We start from the raw sequence: 12317 nt of genomic DNA on the forward strand, positions 1-12317 counted from the left end.
GGTCTTTGATCAGATTGGCGGGGTCTGGGGCCAATGCCACGTAGCTTAAGTTGATCTTGCTGGAGGTTCGGCGTGGTGACGTGATCATCACGCCGAAGGCTGGCACGGTCTGTGGTCGTGACTACGGCTGTGGCCTTACCGGATCAGGTGTCGCTGGGTGTGCTGGTCACGGCGGTGCCGCGGGACGCGGTGGACGAGGCGATCGCGGCGTGCGGGGCGGGCGCGCGCCGCTCGGACGGGAAGTTGCCGCCGCATGTGGTGGCGTATCTGACGATGGCGTTGTGCCTGTTCGGCGACGATGACTACACCGAGGTCGCGGCCAGGGTGACGGGGGCGCTGGACCGGTGGGGCTGCTGGGATGCCTCGTGGACGCCGCCGACCTCGAGCGCGATCACCCAGGCCCGCAAACGACTCGGCCCTGCCGTCTTTCGTGAGATTTTCGAGCGGGTCGCCGGTCCGGCGGGCGGCGAGTCCGGGCCGATGGCGGGCCTGCTCGCGACCGGCCGGGCTCGCGGGGCGTGGCTGCGGGACTGGCGGCTGGTCGCGGTCGACGGGTTCGAGGCCGACCTGCCCGACAGCGAGGCCAACGCCGCCGAGTTCGGCTACGCCGGCACCGGTGAGAGCCGCTCGGCGTTCCCGAAAGCACGGGTGGTGACACTCACCGAGTGCGGCACGCACGCCTTGCTCGCCGCCGAGATCGGTACCTACGCCACGAGCGAGAAAGCGTTGGCGGGCAAGCTGTATCCACGGCTGCGGCCGGATGAGTTGCTGACCGCGGACCGCAACTTCTACTCCTGGCCCGCCTGGGAATCCGCCGCCGCCACGGGGGCGGCGTTGTTGTGGCGGGCACCGACCCAGCTGGAGCTGCCGGTGGTACGGGTCCTGGCCGACGGCACCTACCTGACCATGCTGTCCAACCCGAGAACCCACAAACGTGAACGACGGGACCGTGTGACCGCCGTCGCCCGCGCCGGACACGCCATCCACCCCAGTGACGGCCAGTGGGCTCGCGTGATCGAGTACGACGTGCCCGACCGGGATGGCAACGGCACCGGCGAGATCATCACCCTGCTCACCACCATCCTCGACCCCGCCCACGCCCGCCCGGACGAACTGGCCGACGCCTACCACCAGCGATGGGAACACGAAACCGGTAACGACCAGGCCAAAACCCACCTCCGCGGACCGGGCCGCATCCTGCGCTCCCGGCTACCCGAACTGGCCTACCAGGAGATCTGGGCCTGGCTGATCACCCACCACGCCATCACCACCCTGATCACCCAGGCCGCCACCGCCGCCGAGCTGGACCCCGACCGGATCTCCTACACCCAGACCCTGCGCCTGATCCGCCGCACTGCTACCGGCACCGCCACCATTCCCCCCTCAGGACTGGACTGACCACCTACCCCGCATCCTCGACCGCATCGCGGGCATGCGCATCCCACCCCGCCGGCACCGCACCTGCCCCCGCGCCGTCAAACGCATGCGCCACAACAGCTACCGCGTCAAACAGCACGACGAACCCGCCAGCACACGCCACCCCGGACCCGCCACCATCCGGTTCTACTTCCTCCAACCGGACACAGCAAGATCAACTTAAGCTACGCGGCATTGGGTCTGGGGCGGAGCTCCCAGAAAAGTGGAAGCACGCAATAGGCACATACGCACGCAACAAGACCACCTACGAACAACAAACAGGCACCCGCCGACGAAACCGCGGGACGGCCTACGCAACCGGCGCGTCCAACAACCCAAGCTCACGCCACCCAGCTTCACCAGAACCAGTCAAAACAACAGCCCGAGACGACCCAATCCGCCGAATCCACTGGCGCTCAAAAAAGACCGAACACAAATACGCCCCAGCACTCCCAGCCAAATGCGGCACCCGCTCAGTCCAATCCAAACAGGCCCGACTGACCTGACGCCGAGACGGCTCGAACCCAAGCTCCTTGAGCCAACCCATCCCAGGCTCAGTGACGGCAAGATCAGCAGTAACGAACCCCAGGCCGAGCAGCCCGGACTTCAACGCAATCCCGAGCTTCCCCGCCAAGTGGTCGTAACAGGTGCGACCACGCACCATGGCCTCCGAAGCCGAGACAGCCCGCAACCCACGAGGAGAAGCCCCAGCCCCAGCAAACGCGGTCATCGTCTCCAACAACTCCGCAACGTGCGCCCCAGCCAAAGCCACATACCGGTGACGCCCCTGCCGATGCTCCACCAACAACCCACCCTCGATCAGCTGCGTGAGGTGCTCGCTAGCAGTAGAGGGAGCAACACGGGCGTGACGAGCCAGCTCGGTAGCCGTCCAAGCCCTGCCATCCAGCAGCGCCTCGCAGAACGCGGCCCGAGTGCGATCAGCGAGCAGTGCGGCCAGTTCGTGCATGCCACCCATTCTGCGACCCCGACACTTCGGCCCACACCGAACCGTCCGCCCCCTAGCGTCACCACCATGACCGAAGAGCTGCTGAACCTGCCCGTCCCCCAGGTCCCCACCGGCGACCACGGCGTCGCCTGGCTGCGCTCCAACGTCGTCCGCTTCACCAACGGCCCCGACCACGCCCGCAAGCGCGCCCTGACGACCAAACTCATCGAGGACGTCAACGTCACCACGCTCGACGAACTGGCGACCGCACTCCACCTCCCCGGCTCACTCGACGACATCGCGAAGATCGCCCCGTGCTACCAGCCACACGAGCCGGTCACCGCAGAGGCAGACGCCGCCGTAGAACGCCTCGCCGGAACCCACGACGAGGAAACCGCAGCCCGAATCGGCCTACTCGTGCAGGCCTGGGCCGCCACCAACGCCCTGGCGGAGCACCTCCGCACCGGCAACCCCGCCCCACCGGTGCCGATCACCCGCAGGGCCACCGAAACCGGCGTGATCGAGGTCAGCCTCGACGGCCACCCGTTCGGCCACGGCCCCCACGCCTGCCCAGGCCGAGCCCTTGCCACGAAGATCGCCAAGAACATGGCGTTCAAAGCCATGCACCACCAGGACGAGCCGCTGATCCTCCCCAACGCCTGGGACTACACGTCAGCCGCAGCCCTGCACGCAGCCGGCTTCCACGCGATCGGCACCACGAGCCTGGGAGTCGCGGCAGCACACGGCATCCCCGACGGCATGGGCCTGGCCGGCGAGCAGGCGATCGCGCTGGCAGCCCTCCTGAAGGACCTGCCCTGCCCGATCACCGTCGATCTGGAGTCCGGATTCGGCATGGACGCCGCCGACCTGGTAGCCGGTCTCGACGCGGCGGGCGTGAACCTGGAGGACGGCCGGCCCCACGGCCTTGCTGAAGTGCGTGAGCAGGCAGACCTCATCGCCAGGGTGAAGGAACGCGCGCCCGGAGTCTTCCTCAACGCCCGCATCGACACCCACTGGCAAGGCATCGCCATCGAGGAAACCGAGGCACGCGCGAAGGCCTACGTGGACGCGGGCGCCGACGGAATCTTCGTCCCCGGCCTGACCGAGCCGCACGACATCGAGAAGCTGGCGAACCTGGCGCCGCTCAACGTGCTCGCCCAGAACCGCGCCCCGAAGGAACTGGGCGACCTGGGCGTCAAACGCATCAGCACCGGCTCGCTGCTCTTCAGGGCAGCCCTGCACCACACCGTCGCGACCGCCAAAGCAGTGCGCGACGGTGGAATCCCGCAAGCGTTCAGCTACGAGGACGTGCAGGCCCTGGTCAGCCCAGGAACACGTTCCGTCGCTGGGTGAGCAGCCGGTACAGCGTCTGCTGGATCGTCTCCCGCACCTGGTCGGTCAGGTTGAACACGAGCATCGGGTCGTCGGCGGCGTTCTCGCCGAACACGTCCGTGCGGATCGGCTCGCCGAACTCGATGTACCACTTCGAGGGCAGCGGGATCGCGCCCAGCGGCCCGAGCAGCGGGAAGAACGGCGTCACCGGGAAGTACGGGAAGCCGAACAACCGGGCCAGCGCCTTGATGTCGCCGATCATCGGGTAGATCTCCTCGGCCCCGACGATCGAGCACGGGATGATCGGCGTGCCGGTCTTCAGCGCCGCCGCCACGAAACCGCCGCGGCCGAAGCGCTGCAGCTTGTAGCGGTCCTTGAACGGCTTGCCGATGCCCTTGAAGCCCTCCGGCCACACGCCGACGAGCTCACCGGACGACAGCAGCCGCTCGGCGTCCGGGTTGCACGCCAAGGTCTGGCCCGACTTGCGAGCCAGAGCACCCAGCAGCGGCGTCCGGAAGACGAGGTCCGCGCCGAGCATGCGCATGTGGCGCTGGGCCGGGTGCTCGGACGCGATGCCGTACGAGGTCATCAGGGCGTCGAGCGGCAACGTGCCGGAGTGGTTCGCCACGATCAGCGCGCCGCCGGCCATCGGGATGTTCTGCATCCCGATCGTCTCGACCCGGAACCACTTCTCGTACAACGGCTTCAGCGGCGGCATCAGCACGTTCTCGGTGAGGTCGCGGTCGAACCCGAACTCGTCGATCTGGTAGTCGCCCGCGATCCGCCTGCGCGCGAACGACAGCAGATCGGTCAGCCTGCGTTCCCAGTCCGGTGTCTCGGACTGCTGCTGCGCGGGCTCTGGAACCACCTCGACGTGGCGCGATCTGCGCGCGGCATCGCGTTCCGGGTCGTGCAGCGGGATAACGCGTGCTCCTGCCACTGCGTTCATCTCCTCAAGGCAAAGATCAGCGGAAACGAGCGGCCGCGTCGAGGATTCCCCGTTCCGCAGCCTCAACCGTCTCCGGGTCGATGAGCGGCTTCAGACCCCGGCCGCTCACGTAGTCGTCGAACGCCTGCTGGGTGGTCCACCGCGGCGTGAACCCGAAGTCCTTCTTCAGCAGGGTGGTGTCGACCACACGCCCCCAGTTGAGGAACCTCATCTGGTCTGGCGAGAAGTCGACGAGCCGGGCGCTCCGGAAGAAGCCGCCGACGGTGGGCACGGCGGCACTGGGCACCGGCAGGTTCAGCCTGCCCGCCCTCCTGATCGCCTGCGACAGCAGCAGCACGCCGTCGCCTCCCACGTTGAACACACCGGGCAGGTCGTGCAGCGTCGCGCGTTCGAGGACAGCGAGGGCGTCCTCGGAGTGCAGCAGCTGCACACGAGCGTCGTAGCCCAGGACGGTGGGCACGACCGGAAGGGCGAAGTAGCGGGTCAGCACGGTGTCGATGCGCGGACCGATGAAGTTCGTGAAGCGCAGCGTGGTGACGTTCACGTCCGGCCTGCGACGGCCGAACCCGCGCACGTACCCCTCGACCTCGACGGCGTCCTTGGCGTAGCCGGACGACGGCAGGTCCTTCGGGCCCATGTCCTCGGTGAACACCGCCGGATCACGGCTGCTCGAACCGTAGACGGCGCTGGTGGACTTCACCACGAGCTTCTGCACCTTGGGCGACTTCTGGCACGCGGCCAGCAGCTGCATGGTGCCGATGACGTTCATCTCCTTCATCACCGTGCGACCGGTGGGCCCGGCCGGGCTGGCGGTGACCGAGGCGTGGACGACCGTGTCCACGTTCGCGGTGGAGATGACCTTGCTGATCAGCGGGTTGCGGATGTCCGCGCGGACGAACTCCGCCCTGCCCATCCTGCGCAGGAGATCGCGTGGCGGCGGCTCGGTGTCCACACCGAGCACGCGCTCGATGTCCGGGTTCGCGGCGAAGCGCGCGGCGAGGTGGCCGCCGAGGAAGCGGCTGACTCCGGTGACGAGGACGACCTTGGGCGTCATGCGGCTCCAAGCATGAAGAGCGTTGCGATTGGTCGATGCTACAGACGAAATCTGAAACCGGAGGGGGCCGGAACGCCGTCTTGACGCAGGTCACGCAGGCTTTACGGGCTAATCACCCGATCGGCGGCGACCGTTCCCGTGTTTCACCGAAGTCATCTCACAGGGTGATATTCCATGCCGACGCAAGCACCGTGTGCCGCCACTCGGGTGACCCGCAAACGCAACCGCCGCCGACCCCTGTGAGAGGGACCGGCGGCGGTAGAGCGCTCGCGGGCTTACTTGCCGCGCTTCCTGCGCTGGACCCTGGTCTTGCGCAGCAGCTTGCGGTGCTTCTTCTTCGACATGCGCTTGCGGCGCTTCTTGATGACCGAGCCCATGCGGGTTCCTTAGCTCTAGACGTTGCTTTGACTGGCGCGCCCCAGCCTTGGCCGTGTCAAGCACGGCGCGCCGGTAAGCACGATCGGCCTACCAGTCTACCCGGCGGGGTTCGCCAGCCTTCAGCAGCCTTCAGCCGACGTCGAAGTACGCGTTCTCGAGGTAGGCGTGCACGGCCTTCTCGGGCACCCGGAACGACTTGCCGACCCGCACTGCGGGCAGCTCACCGGAGTGCACCAGCCGGTACACGGTCATCTTCGAGACCCGCATCATCGAGGCCACTTCGGCCACGGTCAGGAACTGCACCTGAGCGAGACCTGTTCGTTCGTTCTCCTTCGCAGGCATGTATCACCGCATCCTTCGACACGTGTCGTGCCGTCGGTCTTCCCCACCGACGGTTCGACACGCACGTGCTCTCTTGAGAGTAGCGGGACTGGTGTGACTCCTGCGACGTCCAACCAGTGTTGCTTGAAAGTCACGCGGGGCCCTCTCGTGCGGTCAGAGCGAACGAAAGCTCCCCGCGTGCACTTCAGTCCTCGTGCTGGCGGCCCAGCTCGACGGAACGGTCGCGTGCCGACTCGATGGCGGCCAGCAACGCGGCGCGGACGCCGTGCTTCTCCAGCTCCCGGATCGCCATGATCGTCGTCCCGGCCGGCGAGGTGACCGCCTCGCGCAGGATGACGGGGTGCGACGAGCCCTCTGCCAGCATCGTCGCCGCGCCCACCGCCGACTGGATGATCAACGTCGACGCCAGGTCGCGTGGGATGCCGAGCAGGATGCCCGCGTCGATCATCGCCTCGACCAGGAAGAAGAAGTAGGCGGGACCGGAACCGGACAGCGCCGTCACCGCGTCCTGCTGCGACTCCGGCACGACCGCGACCTTGCCCACGGTCGACAGGAGCTCCTCGACGACCTTGAGGTGCTCGGGCGTGGCGTTGGAACCGCCGGAGACGGCGCTCATGGCCTCACCGACGAGCATCGGCGTGTTCGGCATGACCCGCACCACCGGCGTGCCCGCGGGCAGCCTGCGTTCGTACAGGGCCGTCGGCAGGCCCGCGCACAGCGACACGATCAACGTGCCCGCGCGCAGCACCGGCCCGAGCTCGGCCAGCAGCGGCTCGATGTCCTGCGGCTTGACTGCCACGACGAGCACGTCCGCCTTGGCCGCGGCACCGGCGACCGTGGTGCCCTCGATGCCGTACTGCGACGTGAGCGAGGCCGCGCGGGCCTCGTGCTTCTCGGTGAACATCAGATCGGCGGCGGAACGGCCGCCCTGCAGAAGCCCGGACAGCAGCGCCTCACCGATCTTGCCCGCGCCGAGCACCGCGATCTTCGTCATCGGTCAAGTCTCACACAGCAGGTGTGAGAGCCAACTGCCGTGCCTGACACACCAGCCGGCCCGCCGCGTCGATCACCGTGGCGTCCTCGTCGAACCACTGCCCGTGCACCGACTGGCAGGTGACGTGGATGCGCAGCCAGCCCGGCGCCGGCCGGGCCCTCAGCAACGCCGTCAGCTGCACCGTCGGAGACCACCCGAAGCGGCCCAGGTTGAACGTCACCGGCATCGACAGGTCGCCCGCCAGCAGCGCGAAGTACGGGTCCGGCTGCTCGTCGATCGGCCGCGCCCACAGCTTCAGCGTCAACGGCCCGTCCGTGCGCCGGTCGAGGAACGTCGCCGACTCTCGGTCCACCCGCAGGTCGCACAGGCTGCCGACCTTGTAGATGCCGCCGGTCGGGAACGTCGCGAGCTCCACCGAACCCGGCGGTGGCGCGGCGGGGATCGACGGCAGGTTGGCGTAGTCGGCGCGGTGCTCGGGGATCCGTCCCGTCGTCACCGACGCCTCGACGCACACCTGCCCGCGCTGCTCCAGGGTCACCGCGACGACGGTCGCCGTCCGGCCCGCCTTGCGGATGTCGGTCCTGACCAGCACGGGCCCGACCTCGGGCGCCCGCAGGAACTGTGCGGACACGGCCAGGGGATCGCCCTGAGAGACCTCGGCGGCCGCACGGGTCATCACGGCGAGGAGGAACCCGCCGTGGGGTTTGGGGCCGACGGTCCACTCGGCGGGCAGGGACGCCGTGAACGTTCCGTCACCGAGCGACCGGACCGCGCTGGACTTCGTGAAGGTCATGAGCGGCTGGCCAGCGACCGCAGGAAGAAAGTCACGTTGGCAGGCCGTTCTGCAAGTCGCCGCATGAGATATCCGTACCACTGCTCACCGTAGGGGACATAAACGCGCGTGCCGAGACGCCTCTGCTCCTCGGGCCGGATCCCGTACAGCATCTGGTACTCGAAGTCAGTTTTGTCATACCACCGTGCTCGTTCACCGATGATCTCGATCAGCCGCGGGTCGTGCGTCGCGAACATCGGGTAGCCCTCTCCTGCCAGGAGAACGTTCAGGCACCGCACGTAGTTCAGGTCGACCTCGTGCGGGTCCTGGATCGCCACCTCGGGAGGTTCCGCGTAGGCGCCCTTGACCAGCCTCACCCGTGATCCGGGCCCGGCCAGGGCCTTGCAGTCGTCGAGCGTGCGGTGCAGGTAGCTCTGCAGCACCGCGCCCACCCACGGCCAGCTGCGGCGCAGCTCGTGCAGGATCCGCAGCGTCGAGTCCGTGGTGGTGTGGTCCTCCATGTCGAGCGTGACCGTCGTGCGGCACTGCTCGGCGGCGGCGCAGATCCGGGAGGCATTCGTCAGGGCGAGCGAGGAGTCCAGCGCCTGCCCGACGGCCGACAGCTTGACGCTCACTTCCGCGTTCTCGGCCAGACCGGCGGCGTGCAGCGCGTCGAGCAGTTCGAGGTACGCCTGCACGGTCTTCTCGGCCTGCGTCTTGTCCGTGGTGTCCTCGCCGAGGTAGTCGAGCGTCACCGGCAGGCCCAGGCCGCGCACGACCTCGACCGCGTCGGAGGTGCTCTCGCCCGCGACGAAACGCTTCACGATGTCACGGCTGATCGGCGCGTTGGCGACGAGGTGGCGCACGGTCTCGTTGCGAGACGCAGCCATGATCAACGCTCGCAGCGGGTTCACACCACGAACCCTAACTCGCCGCTCAACTCACCGGTGGCGGGACTCGCGACGGCCGACCTGCCAGTCCAGGTGCAGCCGCGCGAAGAGCAACGCCTCGGCGAGCATCTCCCGCCGCGCCGCGGGCGAACCCGCCCGTCGCGTGTTGACCTCCAGCACGACCTGCCCGTCGAACCCGCCGCGCGCCAGCATCTCGCACAGCTCCGCACACGGCTGGGACCCGCGCCCCGGCACCATGTGCTCGTCCTTGGGCGCACCGGAGCCGTCGGCGAGGTGGATGTGCCGCAGCCCCTCGCCCATCCGCTTGGCCAGTTCCAACGCGTCCATGTGCGCGGCGGCCGAGTGCGACAGGTCGAGCGTGTAGTTGCGGTGCCCCACGTCGGTCGGGTCGATGGACGGCTTGAACGCGGTCATCTGCACCGAACGGCCACGCCCCAGCGGGCGGCGCACCGGGAACATGTTCTCCACGGCGATCGCGATGCCGCTCTCGTCCTCCAGCGACGAGACCAGCTCGGCGAAGGAGTCCGCGTACTTGCGCTGCCACCGGAACGGCGGGTGCAGCACCACGGTCGGCGCACCCAGGTCCTGAGCGGCCTGCACGGACTTGCGCAGGCGTTCGGCCGGGTCCGGCGACCACACCCGCTGCGAGATCAGCAGGCAGGGCGCGTGCACGGCCAGCACCGGCATACCCGTCCGGGACGACAGGCGGTCGACCGCGCGGATGTCCTGCGACACCGGGTCGGCCCACACCATCAGCTCGACGCCGTCGTACCCCAGTTCGGACGCGATGTCGAACGCCGCTCCGGCGGGCTGCGGATAGACCGACGCCGTGGAAAGCCCGACCGGGATGCGGGAGGTCAATTCTTCACCAGCAGCATCGCCGCTGGTGAGACGGTCACGATGAGGCCGACGAGGATGGCCAGGAGGGTGGTTTGGAGGTCGTCCGCTCTGCGGATCTTTCGAACCAGCAACACCAGACCCACGGTAACGGCCAGCGCGACCACGAGTGCGGCCACCGCCTGCGTGCGCCACAGGAAGTTGAACGCGAGCCACAGCCCCGCGCCGCCGAGCACGCCGACCGCGAGCTGGCCGATCATGATCAGCCACTCCTTGGCCGGCGAGCGCTGCGCCTCGTCCTCGGGCTCCTCGTCGACCTCGTCGGCGTCGTCGAGGCCCGCGGGACCCTCGTCCGCGTCCCTCTCATCGTCGTTGTCGGTGAGGTAGTCGTCCTCGGCGCGGTAGACGGCGTACTCCTGCGAGTCGTCGTCGTCCACGTACGGGCCGGGGTGAGCCGCGGTGGACTCCATCGGCGCCATCGACAGGTCGGTGTGCGCGTCCGCGTCGTCGTCGCCGAACCAGGCGTCCGGCTGGTTGTTCGGCAACGGCTCCGGCAGCCTCGGCGGCGCGGGCGGCACGATCAGCACGGACTCGGTCTCGAGCGCGGCGATCTTGTCCACCGGCGCCTTGGCCGGGATGCGCGGGAGCTGCTCGGTCATGGCCTCGCGCGGAGGCATACCGGGCTTCTGGACCGGCGTGGGCATCTGCACCGACGGCGGGATCGGCATCGGGCCCGACGGCATCGGCCCCGACGGCGGCGGACCCGGCTTCGGCGGGCGCGTGATGTTGGTGCGCGACGGGGCCGGTGCGCCCGCGTCGAGCCGCGAGCTCACCTGGTCGGGACGCGGCACGTCGGGCCGGGGCATGTCCGAACGGGACGGCGCGTCGGGACGGGCGGCGTCGGGGCGGAGCAGGTCCGTGCGGGACGGCGCCTCGGGACGGGTGGCCTCGGGACGGGGCATGTCGGACCGCGACGGCTGGTCGCGCACCGGCGGCACCTGCCGGGTCTGCTCGGCGGCAGCGGCGGGCGGCGGCGCGGGAGCGGGTCTGCGGACCTGCGGCGGCTGCGCGGGCGGTGCGACCGGCGGCTTCGGCTGATACGCCGTGCGCTCGGCGGCGGCGGGTGGCGGCGGTGCGACGGGCGGGGGTTCGGGGGCCGCGCGACGACCGGGCGCGGGCGCCTCGTCGTCGCGGATCGCCATCAGCCGGCCGCTGTCGGACAGGACCCGCTCGATGATCGTCTGGGGCGCGGTCTCCGGCTGCTGGACGTCGTCCTCGTCGTCAGCCGCCCGGCGGCGTCGCCGACGTGGCGCACTCTCTGCGCTGCCCCCGTACTGGGCGAGCAGCTCAGCGACTGTGCGCTGCGTCTGGTCCGATCCGCTCTCTCGACTCATCAACTCCACCGTGCCCCGGTCTGGCCAGTCCGTCCAGTATCGCTCTGGTCCGTCCCATCAGTGTGGTCCAGCCGCCGGAGGATGACACCCTCCCGCAGGGCCCAGGGGCAAATCTCCAGCTGCGTGAGTGACAGGGCTCGCATTGTTGCCTCCGCGACCAGCGCACCCGCGAGGAGCTGGTGCGCGCGCGAAGTGCTCACGCCTTCCAGCTCGGCGAGGTCGCCGGCCGACATCCGGGAAATGAACGCGATCAGCTGCCGCAGGCCGGCATCGGTGAGCACCCGTCGTGCCCTGGGCCCGGCAGACGATGGCGCGGCCCCGGTGAGCCGCGCCAGCGTTCGGAAAGTTTTTGAGGTCGCAACCACCCGATCGGGTTCACCGGCTCGTTTCAGCTTCCGCGCCACGGGCGCCATCTGTTCGGCGAGCCAGTCGGTGGTCTCGCGGACCTCCGAGCGCCGGGGTGGGTCCTTCTTGAAGCGGGTCCTGGTGAGCCTTCCCGCACCCAGCGGCACCGAGAAGGCCATGTCGGGACTCTCGTCGCGGCCGACCGCGAGCTCCAGCGAGCCACCACCGATGTCGAGGCACAGCAGCTTGCCCGCGGACCAGCCGTACCAGCGGCGGACCGCGAGGAAGGTGTAGCGGGCCTCGTCCTCGCCGGACAGGACCTGGAGATCGACCCCGGTCTCGCCGCGCACCCGGTCGAGCACCTCCGCGGAGTTGCCCGCCTCGCGCACCGCCGAGGTCGCGAACGCCATCAGGTCGTCGCAGCCGGACCGCTTGGCCGACGCCTTGGCGCCGGCCACCGCGCGAACCAGCTGGTCAGCGCCCGCTTTCGTGAGCATGCCCTTGGAGTCGAGCTGCTCGGCGAGACGCAGCATCGACTTCTCGGACGTCATCGGGATGGGGTGGGCACCACGATGCGCGTCCACCACCAGAAGGTGGACGGTGTTGGAACCCACGTCGAGAACGCCCAGGCGCACGCCGGAAACGGT

The 12317-nt window shown here is 69.1% G+C and carries 13 protein-coding genes; 2 read left to right on the forward strand and 11 right to left on the reverse strand.

Annotation, left to right across the window (positions count from 1 at the left end):
- Window positions 1-99: 99 nt before the first annotated feature.
- Window positions 100-1398, forward strand: a complete 1299-nt coding sequence (locus AOM45_RS45835) for an IS4 family transposase (protein ID WP_082157665.1) — start codon at window positions 100-102, stop codon at window positions 1396-1398.
- Between the two features lie 328 nt (window positions 1399-1726).
- On the opposite strand, the gene AOM45_RS45840 is transcribed toward AOM45_RS45835, so the two are convergent.
- Window positions 1727-2392 (reverse strand): ArsR/SmtB family transcription factor, encoded by a 666-nt coding sequence (locus tag AOM45_RS45840; RefSeq protein ID WP_030473103.1) that lies wholly within the window; start codon window positions 2390-2392, stop codon window positions 1727-1729.
- 57 nt (window positions 2393-2449) lie between these two features.
- Here AOM45_RS45840 and AOM45_RS50325 point away from each other — a divergent pair, with 57 nt between their 5' ends.
- Window positions 2450-3715, forward strand: coding sequence for an isocitrate lyase/PEP mutase family protein (locus tag AOM45_RS50325; protein WP_081902736.1), 1266 nt, complete (start codon window positions 2450-2452; stop codon window positions 3713-3715).
- On the opposite strand, the gene AOM45_RS45850 is transcribed toward AOM45_RS50325, so the two are convergent.
- The 10 genes from AOM45_RS45850 to AOM45_RS45890 all read right to left on the reverse strand — a co-directional run bounded on the left by AOM45_RS45850 (window position 3684) and on the right by AOM45_RS45890 (window position 12305).
- Window positions 3684-4643 carry a lysophospholipid acyltransferase family protein gene (locus AOM45_RS45850; RefSeq protein ID WP_030473105.1) on the reverse strand — a complete coding sequence of 320 codons (960 nt, stop codon included), beginning with the start codon at window positions 4641-4643 and terminating at the stop codon, window positions 3684-3686. The genes AOM45_RS50325 and AOM45_RS45850 overlap by 32 nt on opposite strands.
- Before the next feature lie 16 nt (window positions 4644-4659).
- Complete coding sequence (locus AOM45_RS45855) at window positions 4660-5697, reverse strand: NAD-dependent epimerase/dehydratase family protein (RefSeq protein ID WP_030473106.1); 1038 nt, start codon at window positions 5695-5697, stop codon at window positions 4660-4662.
- 275 nt (window positions 5698-5972) lie between these two features.
- On the reverse strand, window positions 5973-6074 hold the full coding sequence (locus AOM45_RS50330; protein WP_015105422.1) for a 30S ribosomal protein bS22: 102 nt from the start codon (window positions 6072-6074) through the stop codon (window positions 5973-5975).
- Window positions 6075-6204: 130 nt separating this feature from the next.
- The gene (locus AOM45_RS45860) at window positions 6205-6417 is read right to left on the reverse strand and encodes a helix-turn-helix domain-containing protein (RefSeq protein WP_030473107.1); all 213 of its coding nucleotides are present in this window, start codon (window positions 6415-6417) and stop codon (window positions 6205-6207) included.
- A 184-nt stretch (window positions 6418-6601) separates the two neighbouring features.
- Window positions 6602-7411: a pyrroline-5-carboxylate reductase gene (proC, locus tag AOM45_RS45865; RefSeq protein ID WP_030473108.1), complete on the reverse strand. Its 810-nt coding sequence runs from the start codon at window positions 7409-7411 to the stop codon at window positions 6602-6604.
- A 10-nt stretch (window positions 7412-7421) separates the two neighbouring features.
- Window positions 7422-8204: a thioesterase family protein gene (locus AOM45_RS45870; RefSeq protein WP_030473109.1), complete on the reverse strand. Its 783-nt coding sequence runs from the start codon at window positions 8202-8204 to the stop codon at window positions 7422-7424.
- Window positions 8201-9097 (reverse strand): proline dehydrogenase family protein, encoded by an 897-nt coding sequence (locus tag AOM45_RS45875; RefSeq protein ID WP_030473110.1) that lies wholly within the window; start codon window positions 9095-9097, stop codon window positions 8201-8203. Before AOM45_RS45875 ends, AOM45_RS45870 begins: the two co-directional genes overlap by 4 nt.
- Window positions 9098-9124: 27 nt before the next feature.
- Window positions 9125-9955 carry a sugar phosphate isomerase/epimerase family protein gene (locus tag AOM45_RS45880; RefSeq protein WP_030473111.1) on the reverse strand — a complete coding sequence of 277 codons (831 nt, stop codon included), beginning with the start codon at window positions 9953-9955 and terminating at the stop codon, window positions 9125-9127.
- Window positions 9952-11325, reverse strand: a complete 1374-nt coding sequence (locus AOM45_RS52205) for an Rv0497 family membrane protein (protein ID WP_051784668.1) — start codon at window positions 11323-11325, stop codon at window positions 9952-9954. Before AOM45_RS52205 ends, AOM45_RS45880 begins: the two co-directional genes overlap by 4 nt.
- Complete coding sequence (locus AOM45_RS45890) at window positions 11325-12305, reverse strand: Ppx/GppA family phosphatase (protein ID WP_030473113.1); 981 nt, start codon at window positions 12303-12305, stop codon at window positions 11325-11327. The genes AOM45_RS52205 and AOM45_RS45890 overlap by 1 nt, the downstream gene beginning before the upstream one ends.
- Between the last annotated feature and the right edge of the window lie 12 nt (window positions 12306-12317).

The sequence above is a fragment of the Lentzea aerocolonigenes genome (genome assembly GCF_000974445.1).
In the GTDB taxonomy this organism is placed as follows: domain Bacteria; phylum Actinomycetota; class Actinomycetes; order Mycobacteriales; family Pseudonocardiaceae; genus Lentzea; species Lentzea aerocolonigenes.

What these genes read in the sequence shown, in the direction of transcription:
- AOM45_RS45840 (WP_030473103.1), bottom strand. Translation starts at nt 2,392, where the DNA reads ATGGGTGGCATGCACGAACTGGCCGCACTGCTCGCTGATCGCACTCGG.
- AOM45_RS50325 (WP_081902736.1), top strand. Translation starts at nt 2,450, where the DNA reads ATGACCGAAGAGCTGCTGAACCTGCCCGTCCCCCAGGTCCCCACCGGC.
- AOM45_RS45850 (WP_030473105.1), bottom strand. Translation starts at nt 4,643, where the DNA reads ATGAACGCAGTGGCAGGAGCACGCGTTATCCCGCTGCACGACCCGGAA.
- AOM45_RS45855 (WP_030473106.1), bottom strand. Translation starts at nt 5,697, where the DNA reads ATGACGCCCAAGGTCGTCCTCGTCACCGGAGTCAGCCGCTTCCTCGGC.
- AOM45_RS50330 (WP_015105422.1), bottom strand. Translation starts at nt 6,074, where the DNA reads ATGGGCTCGGTCATCAAGAAGCGCCGCAAGCGCATGTCGAAGAAGAAG.
- AOM45_RS45860 (WP_030473107.1), bottom strand. Translation starts at nt 6,417, where the DNA reads ATGCCTGCGAAGGAGAACGAACGAACAGGTCTCGCTCAGGTGCAGTTC.
- proC (WP_030473108.1), bottom strand. Translation starts at nt 7,411, where the DNA reads ATGACGAAGATCGCGGTGCTCGGCGCGGGCAAGATCGGTGAGGCGCTG.
- AOM45_RS45870 (WP_030473109.1), bottom strand. Translation starts at nt 8,204, where the DNA reads ATGACCTTCACGAAGTCCAGCGCGGTCCGGTCGCTCGGTGACGGAACG.
- AOM45_RS52205 (WP_051784668.1), bottom strand. Translation starts at nt 11,325, where the DNA reads ATGAGTCGAGAGAGCGGATCGGACCAGACGCAGCGCACAGTCGCTGAG.